Here is a 16,061-nt window from a genome sequence, read left to right on the forward strand (position 1 = left end):
AGCGCCGATGGTAGTGTGGGGTCTCCCCATGCGAGAGTAGGTCATCGTCAGGCACTTATTCAGAAACCCCGGCCATTGGTCGGGGTTTCGTCGTTCCGGGGGCCTCCCCATGAAGCGTCGCGGAGCGCCGCCCCCCGGAAGCCCGGCGCGATCATCGTCAGGCACCTATCCCGAGAAACCCCCGTGTTCGAAAGAGCACGGGGTTTTTTATGTCTGGCCTTCACGCCATTACATAATGTTGCAATCCGGAGTGGAAAGGCCGTCCGTCAGCGGTTAGGGTTTTCCAGCACGACACCAAAGAAAAATTCGGATGACTCAAAAGGAGATGAGCATGAAGAACGAGATGATGCGTAAGCTGAGTCTGGCGCTGTTGATCGCTCTGCTGGGTACCGGCCTAGTCGCCTGTGAGGAGGAACAGGGGCCAGCCGAAGAAGCAGGCGAGAGCATCGACGAGTCCATGGAAGAGATGGGTGAAGGCATGGAGGAAATGGGCGAGGAGATGGAAGAGGCGGCCGAAGACACCCAGAACTGATTCCCCGTCTCCGCTGGCGGATAAAGCAATGAAGAGGCCGGGCCTATTGCCCGGCCTATTGTGTATTGGCCTATCCGTTCGTGGCGGCGTCAGGCACCGGGGTTCTGCTCGATCCCCTGCAGGTACCAGGGGGCGTCGTCGCGCAACTGGCGAGTCAGGTGCCAGGTCTCGTTGAACTCGTTCTCTTCACCGTTCTCGGCGATGATGCCATGGAAGATCACCGTGGCCTCGGCCTCCTGGCCCACCTCACGAATGTCGCCGAGTTCGGCGAACAGCCGCACGATCTCGGTGCGGTTGTTGGCCGGTTGCCGGTCACGCTCCTCACGCAGCAGGTTGAAGAGCTCCGGCGTCACGTACTCCTGGATGCCGCCGAAGTCGTTGTTGTCCCAGGCGCGCTGCAGGGTCATGAAATGCTCCTTGGCGCCGCCGAGGAAGCGTTGGCGGTCGAACCACACGGGCTCCGAGGCGAAGGCAGCACCGCTACCCAGCGGCGCCTGCTCGGCCTGGAAGTGCTGAGTTGCTGTCGAGACATCCGGCTGGCCCGGCCCATCGGCCATGACCGGCCGGCGCCGGGCGAACAGCTTTAAGAGCAGGAAGGCTGCACCGGCGACCAGCAGGATGTCCATCAGGCGCAGCTCGTCGAAGGCACCACCGAAGAAGAGCGCGGCAAGCAGGCCTCCCGCCAGCAGGCCGCCGAGCATGCCGCCCATCCGTGAGCCGGGGCGCGCCTGGGTAGCGCGGTTGCCGGCGGCGTCCCGGGTCGAGGTGGCAGCGGGCGCCTGCTGCACACTGCGGGACTGGCTGCCGAAGCTCTTGCCGCCACCCAGGCGGCGGGCATCGGCATGATCCACGGCCAGGCCGAAGCCCAGCACGCCGACCACGAGCATGACGAGAAGGTGACGCATCAGGGGGTTCTCCATCGGGGAAGGGGGATAAGGGGTCGGAAGCGTCCATTCTAGCGGCTATGCTGATCAGCCACGACTACTAAAGAGAGGGGCCACCGATGCGCCTGATGCGAGAGAAGAGCCTGTTGCTGATCGTTGATCTGCAGGCCGGCCTGCTGCCGGTCATCGAACATGGCGACCAGGCGGTAACCGAGGCCGCCTGGCTGGGCGGCATGGCCGGCGAGCTCGAGGTGCCGGTGTGGGTCACCGAGCAGTATCCCGAGGGGCTGGGGGGCAGTGAACCGCGGCTGCTCGAGGCGTTGCCGGCGCATCGCCTCTGGCACAAGGTCCACTTCGACGCCCATGCCGAGCCGGCGTTTGCCGAGGCCATGGCCGCCAGTGATCGTCGCCAGGTGGTGCTGTGTGGCACCGAGGCCCATATCTGCGTGATGCAGACCGGCCTTGGCTTGCTGGAAGCGGGCTACGAGGTCTATTGGCTGGTGGAGGCCTGCGCCAGCCGGCGGTCTGCTGAGGCGCGGCTGGCCAAGGAGCGGATGGTGCAGGCCGGTGCTGTGCCGGTGAGTGCCGACATGGTCGCCTACGAGTGGCTCCACCGCTGCGACGATGCGCGCTTCAAGCAGGCCCATCGTCGCTTTCTCAGGGCGCGCTCGGCACGTCCCCTGATATTTTCATAGCCTGGCTGTAAATAAAGGCCGTAGGCCGGATAAGCCGGAGGCGCATCCGGCGGAGGAGATTGCCCGGTGCGCTGTCGCTTACCGGGCCTACGGTGCTGTCATCGTGAGAAGTGAATAGCACCCCTCACAAGCGAAGTGCTCACCAGCGCGAAGCGCGCTTACAGCTGAGCGCCCTCGGCGCGAGTGAAGACCAGGGTATCACCCTCGGACAAGGCAGCGTTGTACGCGTAGCCCGCCACATCGAAGTCCTTTAGGCCTTCGGGATCATCCAGGCGCTCGCGGATCATCCAGGCGGCCATGAGACCGCGGGCCTTCTTGGCATAGAAGCTGATGATCTTCAGCTTGCCGTTCTTCTCGTCCTTGAATACCGGCGTGATCACCCGCGAGGTGAGCGCCTTGGTGTCGATCGCCTTGAAGTACTCGTTCGAGGCCAGGTTGACCAGCACCGGGCTGCCGCTGTCCGCCACGGCGCGCTCGAGCTCCGCGGTGAGGGTTGTCTTCCAGAAGGCGTAGAGGTCGCGGCCGTCAGGGTTCTCAAGCTTGGTGCCCATCTCCAGGCGATAGGGCTGGATCAGGTCCAGGGGGCGCAGCAGGCCGTAGAGGCCCGAGAGGATACGCAGATGCTTCTGTGCAAACGCGTTGTCATCGTCGCTGAAGGTGTCGGCCTGGAGGCCCGTATAGACATCGCCCTGGAAGGCCTGGGCGGCGGGCTTGGCGTTGTCGGGCGTGAAGGGGGTATGCCATTCGGCGAAGCGTGCGGCATTGAGCCCGGCCAGCTTGTCGCTGATGCCCATTAGCTCGCTGAGCCGCTGAGGCGAATAGTCGCGCAGGATCTCGATCAGCGCTTGGCTGCGGTCGAGGTGGTCCGGCTGGGTATGCTGGGTCGTGGTGGCCGGGGCCTCGAAGTCCAGCGTCTTGGCGGGCGAGATCACGCTCAGCATGGGGCGCTCCTGTACCTGTAAGGGGTGGCCTGATGACATTGCAAAGGCAGTATACCAAGCAGTCCGGGGGCGATGGGCTATCGGGGCGATAGCCCATCGCCCGGCGTTGCCGGGTCAGGGCGCAGGGTTGGGGATGCGCTGGTGAACGGCCTCGATGGCCTCCAGTACCTCGGCGTCGAGTCGCAGGGCCTCGCTGGCCAGGTTGCTCTCCAGCTGATCCATGGTGGTGGCGCCGATGATGTTGCTGGTCAGGAAGGGTCGCGAGTTGACGTAGGCCAGGGCCATCCGGGCCGGGTCCAGGCCATGGTCGTGAGCGATCTTCACATACTCGGCAGTCGCCGCCTCGGCCAGCGGGTTGGTGTAGCGCTGGAAGCGCTCAAACAGGGTCAGCCGGGCCCCGGCCGGTCGAGCGCCATCCAGATATTTGCCGGACAGCATGCCGAAGGCCAGCGGCGAGTAGGCCAGCAGCCCCACCCCCTCGCGGTGGGCGATCTCGGCCAGCCCTACCTCGAAGGTCCGGTTGAGCAGGCTGTAGGGGTTCTGGATGCTCGCGACCCGCGGCAGGCCCAGAGAGTCGGCCAACTGCAGGGCGCGCATCACGCCCCAGGGGGTGTCGTTGGAGAGCCCGATGGCGCGCACCTTGCCGGCATCCACCAGCTCCTTGAGTGCCGACAGCGTCTCCTCCAGCGGCGTGGCGTCCTCCTCCGGGTCAGGCTCATAACCAAGCCTGCCGAAGAAGTTGGCCTTCCGGTCGGGCCAGTGCAGCTGATAGAGGTCCACGTAGTCGGTCTGCAGCCGGGCGAGACTCTCGTCGATGGCCTGGTGCAGGTGCTCGCGAGTCAGCCGTGGGCCGCCGCGAACATGATCGAGACCCGGTCCGGTGGCCTTGGTGGCGATGATCACGTCGTCGCGGCAGCCGCGGCGCTTGAGCCAGCTGCCGATATAGGTCTCGGTGCGCCCCTGGGTCTCGGCCCTGGGAGGCACTGGATACATCTCGGCGGTATCGATGAAGTCGATGCCGAAGGCCACGGCACGGTCGAGCTGCTCGTGGGCCTCGGCCTCGCTATTCTGCTCGCCGAAGGTCATGGTGCCGAGGCACAGGCGGCTGACCTCGATGCCGGTATCGCCTAGCGGTCGCGTCTGCATTCGTCACTCCTGGCAGGACTGCTCGAAGGGGTTGACCGGGCATGGTAGCCGGGGCCAGGCGGGGCGGCAAATCCCGGGGTTGAGTCACTGCCGGGGCGGGCGTATGCTTGCCTCCCCGTTGCCCCGGCGGAGTCCGCAGGGCCACCGTTTTCCGCAGGAAGCGATACCGGCCACAGGATGTGGCCGGTATTACTTCCGCACCACTGGACGCAGGGTTGTTGCCATGTCAGAGGCATCCTCACTGTTCACCCGGCTCGAGTACCGGCTTGCACAGCAGCTGTTCCATACGCGCTGGCTGCCCCGCTCGCCGCGGACTCAGCGCCTGACCATGCACCTCTTCCAGCGCTGTGCCGATGCCGGGCATCCGGCGGCGCTGTCGCAGTATGGTCATATGCTCTTTCACCGCGGCGTCAGTCCCCAGGACAAGGCCCGTGGGGCGCGCTACGTGTTCGAGGCGGCTCATGCCGGGGATGCCAAGGCCCAGTACCAGGCCGGGCAGATCCGCGAGCACGGTTGCGCCCAGTATCCGCGCCGCGACGACCATGCCGTGACCTGGTACGCGCGTGCGGGCGAGGCGGGCCATCCCTTGGCGGCGACTCGCCTGGCGCGTGCCTACCGCAACGGTGAGCTGGCGCTGCCGGTGGATACCGAGAAGGCCAGGCACTGGCAGACCCTGGCCGACCGCCTGGCGGGGCTTGCCGGCTCGCTGGACAGGGCCGAAGGCGAGACGCGACACTAGTCGCTCGTCTCTCCCTGCCATCGGCCAACTCGACCAAGGACTTCCCGCCCGTGACGCTACCCACACTGCTGGATATCGAGGCGTCCGGCTTCGGGCGCGGCAGCTACCCCATTGAGGTCGGCCTGGCCCGCGCCGATGGCAGCACCTGTGCCTTCCTCATTCAGCCGCTGAGCGAGTGGACGCACTGGGATCCCAAGGCCGAACTGCTGCACGGCATCAGTCGCGGGCGGCTGGAGCGCGAAGGGTATCCGGTGCGCCAGGTGGCTCGCTGGCTCAATGACGAACTGGGCGAGGTCGGTATCGCCTACAGCGACAGCTGGGGCTACGACAATACCTGGCTGTCGCTGCTCTTCCATCATGCCGGCATGCTGCCGGCCTTCCGGCTCGAGGCGTTGCGCATCCTGCTCAGCGAGGCGCAGCAGGCCCTGTGGAGTCGGACCAAGGAAGCGATCATCCGTGAGCACGGCATCCATCGGCACCGGGCCGGCGAGGATGCCCGCCTGCTGCAGCTCACCTACCTGCACACACTCGCCGCCAGCGCCTGACGTCTGGCTCACTTCCTCGCCGCTGGTCGAGAGCAGCACCTTGCCGATAGTGGTGTCGTCCTGCATCTGGGCGTGGTCCACCTGGGTCTCGCGGATCGGCCAGCGGGGCCAGCGCGTGCCACGACAAGCGATCTCCCTCGATGACGATGACATGCATAAGGGCCTCCTGTGCGGTGTGATAGGAACGCAAGGGGCGGCGGGTGACGGCCCCCTGGCGGGTCACCCTATCGTGGCCAGCCGACGCTCCAGCGCATCCAGTAACTCGGCGGGCTCGGTGGCATCGACCAGCTCGGCACGGGTTCGGCCATTGAGGAAGCCGTGTTCCACGGTATTGTCCAGGAAGGCCAGCAACGGAGCATAGAAGCCAGCGGTATCGAGCACGCCGATAGGTTTGTCGTGCAGGCCCAGGTAGCGCCAGGTCCAGGCCTCGAAGAACTCTTCCAGGGTGCCGATACCGCCGGGCAGCATGATGAAGGCATCGGCATGGGCCGCCATGCTCGCCTTGCGCTCGTGCATGTTACGGACCCGCACGAGCTCGGTCAGGCCATGGTGGGCCTGCTCGCGCTCGACCAGGTGGTCGGGCATCACGCCGATGGCCTCGCCGCCGGCCGCCATCACGGCATCGGCCAGGCTGCCCATCAGGCCGACGCGGGCACCGCCGTAGACCAGTCCGTGGCCGCGCTGGGCCAGCTCGGTGCCTAGTCGAGGCGCGGCCTCCAGGAATTGCGGGTCCCGGCCTTCCCGGGACCCCAGATAGATGCAGAATCTCGACATGTTCTCCTCCTCGTAAGATCATCCTGGCGGCCGCCGGGGGCTCGAAAGCCTGGAAACGCCAGGGGCGCCGAAAAGGCGCCCCTGGTGGTGTGCGAGCTGGCCGGCTCAGCGAGAGCCCGCAGCATCGCGCTTCATGGCCTGGCGCAGCAGCTTCACGCCCACGCCGCTGATAACGAGCATGCTGGCGATCAGCGCAAGACTGGCAATCACATGGGTATCCAGGTACATCCGGGGATCTCCTTGGTAGGGGGTCAGAGTATGGGGTGTTGTCGTGGTCAGGGCAGGCAGTCGGCTACCCCGTAGTGCGCGTCGAGCCACTGGCCGATGACGTTCTCGCCGCAGAGATGGTGGGCGTACTGGGTGTGCAGGCAGCGCACCTGGTCCCGGTTGGTGATGCCGCCGATGCCACGCTCGGTGAGAACGCCCTCATAGCCCAGCCGGGTGATCTCGGCCCTCTGGGCCTCGCTCATGTAGGCCCAGCGGTCCGCCACATAGGCGTCATGGCTGCGGTGGTAGGCGGCCAGGAAGTCGGGATCCTGCTGCAGGCGGGTCTCCAGCTGTTTAATCACCCCGGCGGCCTCGATATGCGAGATCTCGACCTTGAGACGCTCGGAGCAGAGCCAGTAGAGCGTCGGGAAAGGTTTGCCGTCGACGATGGGCGCCATGCGCAGCACCAGTGGCGTGCCCTCGCCGTCGGTGGCGGCCAGGGCCTCGATGCCGCGGGGCTCGCGGCCGAGCTGCTCGGCGATGATGGCCAGCTGCCGTGCATCAGGGTCCAGATCGGTGCGGATCACCATCGTCGTTGTCCCGTACGAACTTGTTTGAATCCCCCACGGCGAGGAAGAAGGCGCGGTTGAGCTGCTCGGGGGTGGGGACATAGCGCCATTCCCGCTCGCAGTACTCGCCGGCTCGCGCCATCAGCACGTCATAGAGGCGATTGAACGGCGCATCATAATCGTAAGGGTCGGCACCAAACAAGCGGATGTGCGGATAGTCGGCGAAACGCGCGATGAAGTAGCGCTTCAGGTCGGCCTCGACGGCGCGATGCCGGGGGGTGTCGTCCGGGTCCAGCCAGAGGGTGTAGCGGATGGCCATGAGCGGCTCCCGTCGTTGGATGGCGGCTACGGTGTGACACCGTCGGCCAGGGTTCGGCTCGGCGGCGATTCAGCGCCGTGCCAGGGCCGCGAGACGGGCCCCGGTAAGGTGCGCCAGGTCGTCCGGGGCCAGGCAGATTTCCAGCCCGCGGCGGCCACCGCTGACGTGCAGAGTCGTGAGGTGCTCGGCGGCGACATCGAGGAAGGCGGGCAGGCGTTTCTTCTGGCCCAGTGGGCTGATGCCACCGACCATGTAGCCGGTAGCCCGCTCGGCATCGGCGGGGTCGGCGAGGCTGGCCTTGCGGCCTCCGGCTGCCCGCGCCAGGGCCTTGAGATCGAGCTGGGCGGAGACCGGCACGATGGCCATCACCAGGCGGCCGTCGTCGAGCCGGGCGAGCAGGGTCTTGAACACCGCATCGGGCGACAGGCCCAGCGTCCGCGCGGCTTCCTCGCCATAGGCCGGGCTTCGCGGGTCGTGGTCGTACTCGGCCAGGGTGAATGCGACCCCGGCCTTTTCGAGGACCTTCACCGCCGGGGTCATGCGTCTTCCGGCTCCGCCTGGAGGTGAGCCTCGAGGGCCTCGCGCAGCTCGCCCTCGATGGGGATGGCCTTCTTGGTCGTATGGTCGAAATGCACCAACACGGTATGGCCAAGGTTGGTCAGCAGGCCATCCTGGCGCGCCTCCTGGCTCACCGTGAAGGAGCTGTTACCGAGCCGCGAGAGATAGGTGCGGATCTCGATCTCGCGGCCGTACTGCAGCTCGGCCCGGTAGTCGACTTCCATGCGCGCCATGATCAGGCGCCACTTACGCGGGTCCAGGTCCGGCGTGAACAGTCGGAAGAGGTCATTGCGGGCCAGCTCGAACCAGGCCGGCAGCCGGGTGTTGTTGACGTGGCCCAGGGCATCCGTGTCGTAGAAGGCGGGTTCGATGGTACGGGTAAACATCGTGGGCGGTCCTCATGATCCATGTCGGCCAGATAGCTTTGCCCCGAGCAAGCGCTCGGTCAAGCCCTGGCCGTCGGGCGCGCGGCCAAGCGGGCGACTCGCCAGGCCAGCAGGCGGGTCCAGGCCAGCAGCCAGGCGGTGGCGACGGCGAAGCCGATCAGGGTACCCAGCACCAGCCCCAGGCTGTCGTAGGTCAGCGAGACGCAGAGGGCATACCAGAGCAGCGCGCCGAGCCCGGCCGGATAGTGCTTGATCACTGTGGCGACCGGCGCCGCACCGTGAGTCAGGTGCAGGATCACCAGGAAGGGATACATGGTCACCGGAAAGGCGGCCATGACCCCGGCCCAGGCGGCCGGCATCACGTGAGCGAGACCGGTGATCAGGAAGATGATGCCGGCGGCCAGGGCGGCGCGCAGGCCTAGCGCCCCCCAGCTGAAGCCACCGCGAGCGCGAGTCGCGGTTTCCGGCACCCGACGGTAGAGCCGGATGAACACGATGATCGCAACCAGGGTGGTCAGGGTGCCGGTCAGGCGAGTGAACTCCACCTGGGTCAGCAGCAGGCTCACCGCCAGCCAGCCGGCAAATCCGCCCGCGGTACCGGCGAGCACCCCACGGATGCCATCGCGGCGGGCGCAGAGGAGGTAGCCGCCGCCCAGCGCCAGGGTGGCGGTGAAGCCGGCCAGTGTATGCACGGCACCCTGGGTGGCGAAGGCCGGAGAGATCTCCAGGCCGATGAAGAACAGCGCGATGGCGGTGCCCAGGGGGTAGCCGGCGAGCAGTCCGGCGACGCGGGTGCTGACCCGCTCGGCGATCACCGAGAGGCCGAGCACCATGCCGATCGATACCAGCAGCTTGGCCAGTTGCCAGCTCAGGGGAACTTCCATCCTGTTTTCCTTATCTCTCGAGTGAATCCTGGAATGTCGGGAGGCCAGCATGGCCGGCCATGACCTTACGCCCCCGCCGCGTCCCGAGACCTGCGAACTGTGCGGGCGAGTCGCGCCGTTGACCCGCCACCACCTCATTCCGCGGGCCCTGCACGGCAAGGCGCGCTATCGAAAGCGCTTCGACCGGGTGGCGCGGCTGACGGCCATCCTCTGGGTCTGCCACGCCTGCCACAAGCACCTGCATGCGGTGCTCGGCGAGCGCGACCTGGCCGAGCATTATCGCAGCCGAGAGGCGTTGATGGCCCATCCGCAGATCCAGACCTTCGTCGCATGGCTCTCCACCAAGCCTGCCGGCTTCCGCCCCAAGAAGCGGGCGGGGAAGCGACGCTAGGTCACATCGCCCCTGGTGGGAGCGCACGCTCCGGCTTTGCTGCGCGAATGGCGCCGACAGGCGCCCGGGTTGGGTACCACCACCCTTCGCAAACTGAAGTTCGCTCCTACTGGGCTGCTCCCGGCTCATGATGGGAGCGCATGGGTCGTCGCTCCCACAGCCGCTCTTCCAGCTTCCAGCTTCCAGCGCCGGGCGCAGCCCGGCTACACCAGCCGCAGCCCCTTGAGATCCGTCCAGGCGGCGCGCAGTGCGGCAGCCAGCGGCTCGCGAAGGTGCTCGGGCAGCGCCTGCTCGGCAGCCTCGAGGTCCCCGAAGTCGCGATTGCGCAGCCAGCAGTAGGCCCAGGCACAGGCTTCTTCGTCATCGGCCGGCGTTGGCCGGGCGGGCATCTGCGACAGCAGGAAGGTGGCCGTACGGGCTGCCCAGAAGGGTGGTTCCTCGCCGTCGGGGCGACTCCATTCGATGAGGGTATCGCCATCCGGCGTCTGCTCGGGGCGACCGAGCCGGGTCACTCGGGCGGTCTCGGCGAGCAGCAATGCCAGGCGGTCGGCATCGCCCTGGCCGAGGGTCAGCCACTGGGCGACCAGGGCGGGCAGGCCGCGACGAACCTTGGCATAGAAGCCGTCTTGGGGCATGGTCTCGTGCATCTTGCTGGCCTTCTGGGATCGGGGATTACACATGGAATTCGATTTTGCCACGCCCGTCGAGCGTCGCCACCCGTCGGGCGGCGACTGGCCCTCGCAGAAATGGCATCGCTACGACGATGACGTGCTGCCGCTGTGGGTCGCCGACATGGACTTCGTCTCGCCCCCTGCAGTCATCGAGGCCCTGCGGGCGCGGGTTGAGCATGGCGTCTTCGGCTATGGCGAGGTGCCTGACTCGCTGCGCGAGACCCTCTGCGCCTGGAGCGCCGACCACTACGGCTGGGCCATCGAGCCCGGCTGGCAGCTGTGGCTGCCGGGGGTGGTGCCGGCCCTGCACATGGCGAGCCTGGCACTGACCGAGCCCGGGGACGGCGTGCTCACGGTGACGCCCATCTATCCGCCCTTCCTTGGGGTGGCCGAGCGCACCGGGCGCATGCCGCAGCAGGCGGCGATGCAAGCCCCGGCTGCACCAGGCGAGTGGTGGCGACTCGACCTTGACGCCCTGGAGGCAGCGATCACCCCCGAGACCCGGCTGCTGCTCTGGTGCCACCCCCACAATCCCACCGGACGAGTGTGGACGCGCCAGGAGCTGGCGGGGCTGGCCGAACTGGTCGAACGCCATGATCTGTATGTGGTCTCCGACGAACTGCACTGCGACCTGCTGCTCGACGAGGGGGCCCGGCATGTGCCGTTGGCAGCCGCGTTCCCCGAGCTGGCCTCGCGCACCCTGACGCTCTGGGCGCCGTCCAAGACCTTCAATCTGGCGGGGCTTACCACGGCCTGCGCGGTGATTCCCGACGTAGGCCTGCGGCGGCGCTTCGCCAGGGGCATCAAGGGGCTGACCCCCGATGGCAATGTCATGGGGCTGGTTGCCGCCGAGGCCGCCCATGCCCATGGCGAGCCATGGCGGCAGGCACTGTTGTCTGTATTGCGTAGCCACCGCCAGACACTGATCGAACGGGTGGCCGGCTGGCCCGGCGTTGCCATGAGCCCGCCCGAATCCACCTACCTGGCCTGGCTGGACCTGCGCGAGGCGCGAGCACTCGAGGGTGTGGAGGGCGCGCCGCAGCGGCTGCTGCTCGAGTGGGCCGGTGTCGCGCTCTCCGACGGGGCCGATTTCGGCTGGCCAGGCTTTGCGCGGCTCAACTTCGGCACCACGGCCACCCAGCTGGAGGAAGCGCTTACCCGGCTGGATGGGGTACTGCGCTGAAGCTGGAAGCTTGAAGCCGAGAGCTGGAAGAAAACCCCACACCCCAAGGTATGGGGGGCATGCCGCGCAGCCGCATTCTTCCAGCTTCCAGGCGCGAAGCGCCGCTCTTCCAGCTTCCAGCTTCAGTAAAGCAGCGCAAACAGCTTGCGGCGATAGGCGACCGTCAGCGGGTGATCGGCGCCCAGGGCATCGAAGACCTGCAGCAGGGTGCGGCGGGCGGCATCGTCGCCATAGGCACGGTCGCGCTTCATCAGCGCCAGCAGGGCGTCCAGGCCGGCCTCGTACTGCCCATCGGCCACCTGGCGCAGGGCACGCTTGTACTGGGCCTCGCTGTCGTCACGCCCCTCCAGGGCCGCCAGCTCCTCCGCGGAGGGCGCCTGCTCGCCGAACTCGATGCTGGCGCGCACGCCGCGGGCCGGGGCGGCATCGCGCTCTTCCGGGGGGAGGTTGTCCAGCAGGGTGCGAGCCTCCTCGACCTGGTCCTCGGCTGCCAGGGCGCGGGCCAAGTCCACCTGATAAGGGGTGTGCTGTGGGTACTGCTGCACCAGCTCCTGGTAGATGCTCCGAGCGGTAGCGGCATCGCCGGCAGCCAGGGCCTCGGCGGCCTGGTCCTCGGGGCTCGCCGGAGCCTCTTCCGGCGCCGGGAAGTAGCGCCCCAGCCACTCACGCACCTGTTTCTCGGGCAGGGCGCCCTGGAAGTGGTCGACCAGGCCGCCCTGGCTGATCAGCTTGACGTCGGGCACCGAGCGCACGCCGAGCTGGCCGGCGATCTCCTGGTTCTCGTCGATGTTGAGCTTGGCGAGTATGAAGGCCCCCTGGTACTCGCGGGCCAGCTTCTCGAGGATCGGCATCAGGTTCTTGCAGGGCTCGCACCAGGGGGCCCAGCAGTCGAGCAGCACGGGCACCTGCATCGAGGTCTCGAGCAGCTGCTGGATGTTGCTGGCGTCGACGTCGACGATCATCTCGGCGTTCTGGCCACCGGAAGAGGGGGCGTCGGCATTCTCGCCGGCAGGGAGGTCATCGGTGAGCGGCTCACCGGTACGGGGGTCGACGATGGGCATGATCACTGGCCTTGCGTGGAATGAGTTCGTCTAACAGATGCGGGTGGTCGCCCGCGACTTCAAGGGGAGCCGGCTTGTCGCGGCGTCACCATCTCGCTGGGTGGCCTGCTGGGGCTGACCCTGGGGATCGCTCCGCGACGTCTGGTGCTCAAGCTGCCGGGCATCGATTGGCTGGGCATGGGCCCGTCATCAAGGGAGAGGGAGTCAGGTAGCGGGCTCCGCTGAATGTGAAGCGACAGGGAACCGATGACCTGTTCGGTGTTGTGATGGTGTCACAGTCGCTCGCTTCAGGAGATCACAGCAAAAAGGCCAGAACCCGAAGGTTCTGGCCTTTTCTGAAGATGGTAGCGGGGACCGGATTTGAACCGATGACCTTCGGGTTATGAGCCCGACGAGCTACCAGACTGCTCCACCCCGCATCAACGTGAGGCGTATTCTACAGGCTATACGCCTTTGGTCAAGGTTCGATTTCAAACGCTCGCTCCGAGGGCGTTCCCTGGTCCATACTTTCTTTGCTGTCATCATAGTGACAGGTCAACGAATAAGACTGGTGATGGCCTGCCTGGCGCCACGCCAGGCAAGATGTCATGCATATCAGGGAGGTAGTCAATGACAACTCAAGCACCCGTCGCATGGGTCACCGGTGGTACCGGGGGTATCGGCAGCGCCATCTGTCGTACGCTGGCCTCGCACGGCTACAAGGTGGTTGCGGGATATCACAATCCAGAGAAGGCCAAGGCCTGGCTGGAAACCCAGAAGGCCGAGGGTTACGACAACATCGCGCTGTCCGGTATCGACCTCACCAACTACGATGCCTGCGTGGCCGGCGTGAAGGAGATCCGTGAGACCCACGGGCCCGTCAGCGTGCTGGTCAACTGTGCCGGGATCACTCGGGACGGCACCATGAAGAAGATGACGCCGGACCAGTGGCACGAGGTCATCGATACCAACCTCAACAGCGTCTTCAACACCTGCCGCAGCGTGATCGGGGACATGCTCGAGGAGGGCTATGGTCGGATCATCAATATCTCTTCCATCAACGGCCGCAAGGGCCAGTTCGGCCAGGTCAACTACGCCGCGGCCAAGGCGGGGATGCATGGCCTGACCATGTCGCTGGCCCAGGAGACCGCCACCAAGGGCATTACCGTGAACACGGTGTCCCCCGGCTACATCGCCACTGACATGATCATGAACATTCCGGAAAAGGTGCGCGAGGCCATTCGCGAGACCATCCCGGTCAAGCGCTACGGCACGCCAGAAGAGATCGGTCGCCTGGTGAGCTTCCTCGCCGACAAGGAGTCGGGCTTTATCACTGGCGCCAACATCGACATCAACGGTGGCCAGTTCATGGGATGATCGTTCGCCCCTCGATTACCCCCTGCCGCCGGTGATTCTGGCGGCAGACACGACAGCGCGAGGCAGATGCCTCGCGCTGTGTTTTCATGTGCGACCTTCTGGCTCAGGGCGGGGGCAGCTCGGCCAGGCTCTCGAGCATGCGGTCGAACTCGCCTACCTCGCGCTCCCAGAGTCCCCCGGGCATCGGGCCGGTGGCCAGCAGGTCGGCCAGTATCTGATGGAGCTCTTCGGCACGGCAGGTCGGCTGGCCCAGGTTGTCGTTGAGGCGTTCGACCTGAATCGCCAGGCGCAGCGGGTCGTCTCGCTGGTTGACGCGACCTCCGGCCAGCAGCGACAGGTGGGCACGCAGGCGCGCCAGTCGCTGCTCCACCCCATCTTCTGCAGCGGACTCGCGGGCGGCGTTGCGACGTTCATGGGCATGCCGCAACGCGCTTGGCAGGGCCAGTCCTTGCGGGAGGGGGATCTGCTCGACGGGGCCACCGGCCAGGCGCCGGGCGTCCGCCTGCAAATGGGCGTTGAGCAGCGGCCGGATGGCCTGCCAACGCGTGGCCTCCTCGGCCAGTGACAGGCGGGCCAGGCGCTCGCGGCGGGCCCGCACGATGCCGGTCCAGCGGCGGCGCATGCCCTCGCTGCGCCGTCCCGACGGCAGGGGCTCGAGTGCCGTGGCCTCGCGCACCGCCTCGTCCAGCACGCTGGCCTCGCGGCTGTGTGTCGGGTGCCAGCTGTCGAGCCGGTCGATCAGCGCCTGCATGGCATCCAGCCGGGCCCGGTTGTGCTGGGCCTGGTCATCCCGGGCGGCCTCCCGGCTGGCGAAGATGTCGTCGCACAGCGACCGGAACTCCCGCCACAGGACCTGCTCTTCGCCCTTGGGCGCGCGGCCCAGGTCGCGCCAGCGGCGCTGCAGCGCCTTGGCCTGGTCGGCCCGCTTGGCCGCGGGCATCTCCCGGGCCAACAGTTCGCGGGTCTGCTCGACCAGGTCGCGCTTGGCCTCGGCGATCTCTCTGGCGCGACGGTCGATCAGGGCCTGGAGGTCGTGGCGAATGCGCCCGAAGCGTCGTCCGATGGTCTCGGCCTGCTCCCGGGGCACCGGGGCGAAGCGGCGCCACTGTTCCCGCGAGCGGTCGCGGATCTCACGCAGTGCATCGGGGTCGGCCTCGTGGGCGGGCTGCTCGAGCAGCGTCTCGAGCTGCTCGCAAAGCGCCTCGCGGCCCGCCAGGTTGCGCTGGCGCTCGGCCTGTTGGCGCTCCCGCCAGGGGGCCAGGCGCTCGTGGATGCGATCGGAGGCGGCACGGAAGCGGGCGGACTGCTCGCGGTTGGCGGCGGCATCGCCCAGGGCCTTCCATTCCCTGACCAGTTGGCGATGGCGGCGGTCGAGGGCGTCGTCGCTGACGCCCTCCTCATCGGCCAGCTCCTCGATGGCCCGGCAAAGCTGGTCGCGCTTGGGGCCGGCGACGAAACCGCGCCAGTCGCGCAGTTCGGCGAGTCGCGCCGCGAGGCGCTTGAGGCGCGCCTGGTGTGGCTCGAGCGGTGCCTGGGGTAGTCGGTCGGCCTGCTGGCGCAGGCGCTGGTGCAGCCGGCTGGCGCCCTTGAAGGCACCGCTCTCCAGCAGGCGCTCGAGCTGGTCGAGCTCCTCGACGAAGTGCGTCAGGCGGGCGTCGAGGTCGCCGTCTTCCCGGCCAGTCTCGGCGGCAAGGCGCTGTCGGGCCCGTTGCAGCAGCGGCGCCGGGGCCAGTCCCGGCGGCCAGCCGCAGGCCTCGACCAGGGCCTCGAGACGTTGGTCATCGCCGTCGGCCAGGGCCTGCTCGATCGCTTCGGCGCGTTCGTCCAGGCGGACGCGTGCCTGGACGATGCCTTCATAGGCGGCAAGCGCCCGGTCATAGCGGTCACGCAGTGCCTCGTCGGCCAGGTGCTGGTCGGAGAGGGCCTGCCAGCGGGTGGCCAGCAGGCGCTTCTGGGCGCGCAGGCTGGCAATGTCCTGGTCGGTCAGTCGGTCGCCCTGCTGCAGGCCTTCGAGGCTCTCCTCCAGGGCCTCGACCAGGGCCTCCCGGGTCTGGTCGGCACTCTCGCGCTGGCGATGGTCGGCATCCCGAGCATGCTCCTGGGCCTCGTGGTCGCCGATGACCAGCGCCCCGGCCAGACCAAGGTGGTGCCGATGCTGCGCTACTATCGTGTGTTCAACGTGGCGCAATGCGATGGACTGGAGCTGGAAGGCATCGAGGC

Annotated in this window: 20 protein-coding genes and 1 tRNA gene; 7 read left to right on the top strand and 14 right to left on the bottom strand. The window is 67.3% G+C overall.

Going from position 1 to position 16,061, the window contains the following annotated elements; genetic code table 11:
• Positions 1-331: 331 nt before the first annotated feature.
• Positions 332-532, top strand: coding sequence for a hypothetical protein (locus RI841_RS06570; RefSeq protein WP_310704782.1), 201 nt, complete (start codon positions 332-334; stop codon positions 530-532).
• An 89-nt stretch (positions 533-621) separates the two neighbouring features.
• On the opposite strand, the gene RI841_RS06575 is transcribed toward RI841_RS06570, so the two are convergent.
• Positions 622-1,437, bottom strand: a complete 816-nt coding sequence (locus RI841_RS06575; RefSeq protein ID WP_310704783.1) for a Tim44-like domain-containing protein — start codon at positions 1,435-1,437, stop codon at positions 622-624.
• A 98-nt stretch (positions 1,438-1,535) separates the two neighbouring features.
• Between RI841_RS06575 and RI841_RS06580 the strand changes: the two genes are divergently transcribed.
• Positions 1,536-2,111, top strand: a complete 576-nt coding sequence (locus RI841_RS06580; RefSeq protein WP_310704784.1) for an isochorismatase family protein — start codon at positions 1,536-1,538, stop codon at positions 2,109-2,111.
• A gap of 158 nt (positions 2,112-2,269) precedes the next feature.
• Here RI841_RS06580 and yaaA read toward each other — a convergent pair whose 3' ends face one another.
• Positions 2,270-3,052, bottom strand: a complete 783-nt coding sequence (yaaA, locus tag RI841_RS06585; protein WP_310704785.1) for a peroxide stress protein YaaA — start codon at positions 3,050-3,052, stop codon at positions 2,270-2,272.
• 114 nt (positions 3,053-3,166) lie between these two features.
• Positions 3,167-4,198, bottom strand: coding sequence for an NADP(H)-dependent aldo-keto reductase (locus tag RI841_RS06590; protein WP_310704786.1), 1,032 nt, complete (start codon positions 4,196-4,198; stop codon positions 3,167-3,169).
• 223 nt (positions 4,199-4,421) lie between these two features.
• Between RI841_RS06590 and RI841_RS06595 the strand changes: the two genes are divergently transcribed.
• Together RI841_RS06595 and RI841_RS06600 are read left to right on the top strand one after the other, a co-directional pair.
• Positions 4,422-4,937, top strand: a complete 516-nt coding sequence (locus tag RI841_RS06595; protein ID WP_310704787.1) for a tetratricopeptide repeat protein — start codon at positions 4,422-4,424, stop codon at positions 4,935-4,937.
• A 50-nt stretch (positions 4,938-4,987) separates the two neighbouring features.
• A complete protein-coding gene (locus tag RI841_RS06600; RefSeq protein WP_310704788.1) occupies positions 4,988-5,482 on the top strand; it encodes a hypothetical protein in 495 nt (164 codons plus the stop codon).
• Positions 5,483-5,701: 219 nt separating this feature from the next.
• On the opposite strand, the gene RI841_RS06605 is transcribed toward RI841_RS06600, so the two are convergent.
• From RI841_RS06605 to RI841_RS06635, 7 genes are all read right to left on the bottom strand, one after another.
• Complete coding sequence (locus RI841_RS06605) at positions 5,702-6,256, bottom strand: TIGR00730 family Rossman fold protein (protein WP_310704789.1); 555 nt, start codon at positions 6,254-6,256, stop codon at positions 5,702-5,704.
• Positions 6,257-6,361: 105 nt separating this feature from the next.
• Positions 6,362-6,484, bottom strand: a complete 123-nt coding sequence (locus RI841_RS06610) for a hypothetical protein (protein ID WP_310704790.1) — start codon at positions 6,482-6,484, stop codon at positions 6,362-6,364.
• A 47-nt stretch (positions 6,485-6,531) separates the two neighbouring features.
• Positions 6,532-7,053: a DUF501 domain-containing protein gene (locus tag RI841_RS06615; RefSeq protein WP_310704791.1), complete on the bottom strand. Its 522-nt coding sequence runs from the start codon at positions 7,051-7,053 to the stop codon at positions 6,532-6,534.
• On the bottom strand, positions 7,025-7,351 hold the full coding sequence (locus RI841_RS06620; protein WP_310704792.1) for a hypothetical protein: 327 nt from the start codon (positions 7,349-7,351) through the stop codon (positions 7,025-7,027). Before RI841_RS06620 ends, RI841_RS06615 begins: the two co-directional genes overlap by 29 nt.
• 69 nt (positions 7,352-7,420) lie before the next feature.
• The gene (gene ybaK / locus RI841_RS06625; RefSeq protein WP_310704793.1) at positions 7,421-7,891 is read right to left on the bottom strand and encodes a Cys-tRNA(Pro) deacylase; all 471 of its coding nucleotides are present in this window, start codon (positions 7,889-7,891) and stop codon (positions 7,421-7,423) included.
• Complete coding sequence (locus RI841_RS06630) at positions 7,888-8,295, bottom strand: thioesterase family protein (protein ID WP_310704794.1); 408 nt, start codon at positions 8,293-8,295, stop codon at positions 7,888-7,890. The genes ybaK and RI841_RS06630 overlap by 4 nt, the downstream gene beginning before the upstream one ends.
• Before the next feature lie 59 nt (positions 8,296-8,354).
• Entirely contained in the window at positions 8,355-9,179 is an 825-nt protein-coding gene (locus RI841_RS06635; RefSeq protein WP_310704795.1) for a hypothetical protein, read from the bottom strand.
• Between the two features lie 49 nt (positions 9,180-9,228).
• Between RI841_RS06635 and RI841_RS06640 the strand changes: the two genes are divergently transcribed.
• The gene (locus RI841_RS06640; RefSeq protein WP_310704796.1) at positions 9,229-9,570 is read left to right on the top strand and encodes a hypothetical protein; all 342 of its coding nucleotides are present in this window, start codon (positions 9,229-9,231) and stop codon (positions 9,568-9,570) included.
• A gap of 203 nt (positions 9,571-9,773) precedes the next feature.
• Here the strand turns inward: RI841_RS06640 and RI841_RS06645 are convergent, their stop codons facing one another.
• On the bottom strand, positions 9,774-10,205 hold the full coding sequence (locus RI841_RS06645; RefSeq protein WP_310704797.1) for a hypothetical protein: 432 nt from the start codon (positions 10,203-10,205) through the stop codon (positions 9,774-9,776).
• A gap of 43 nt (positions 10,206-10,248) precedes the next feature.
• Between RI841_RS06645 and RI841_RS06650 the strand changes: the two genes are divergently transcribed.
• Positions 10,249-11,424 (top strand): PatB family C-S lyase, encoded by a 1,176-nt coding sequence (locus tag RI841_RS06650; RefSeq protein ID WP_310704798.1) that lies wholly within the window; start codon positions 10,249-10,251, stop codon positions 11,422-11,424.
• A gap of 122 nt (positions 11,425-11,546) precedes the next feature.
• Here the strand turns inward: RI841_RS06650 and RI841_RS06655 are convergent, their stop codons facing one another.
• Positions 11,547-12,485, bottom strand: a complete 939-nt coding sequence (locus tag RI841_RS06655) for a tetratricopeptide repeat protein (RefSeq protein WP_310704799.1) — start codon at positions 12,483-12,485, stop codon at positions 11,547-11,549.
• Positions 12,486-12,827: 342 nt separating this feature from the next.
• Positions 12,828-12,904: transfer RNA gene (locus tag RI841_RS06660), tRNA-Met, on the bottom strand.
• A gap of 190 nt (positions 12,905-13,094) precedes the next feature.
• On the opposite strand from RI841_RS06660, the gene phbB reads away from it, so the two are divergent.
• The gene (gene phbB / locus RI841_RS06665) at positions 13,095-13,841 is read left to right on the top strand and encodes an acetoacetyl-CoA reductase (RefSeq protein WP_310704800.1); all 747 of its coding nucleotides are present in this window, start codon (positions 13,095-13,097) and stop codon (positions 13,839-13,841) included.
• A 103-nt stretch (positions 13,842-13,944) separates the two neighbouring features.
• Here the strand turns inward: phbB and RI841_RS06670 are convergent.
• On the bottom strand, positions 13,945-16,061 hold a 2,117-nt coding region (locus RI841_RS06670; protein ID WP_310704801.1), incomplete at its 5' end, for a DUF349 domain-containing protein.

The sequence above is a fragment of the Halomonas sp. genome, from assembly GCF_031581305.1.
In the GTDB taxonomy this organism is placed as follows: Bacteria; Pseudomonadota; Gammaproteobacteria; order Pseudomonadales; family Halomonadaceae; genus Halomonas.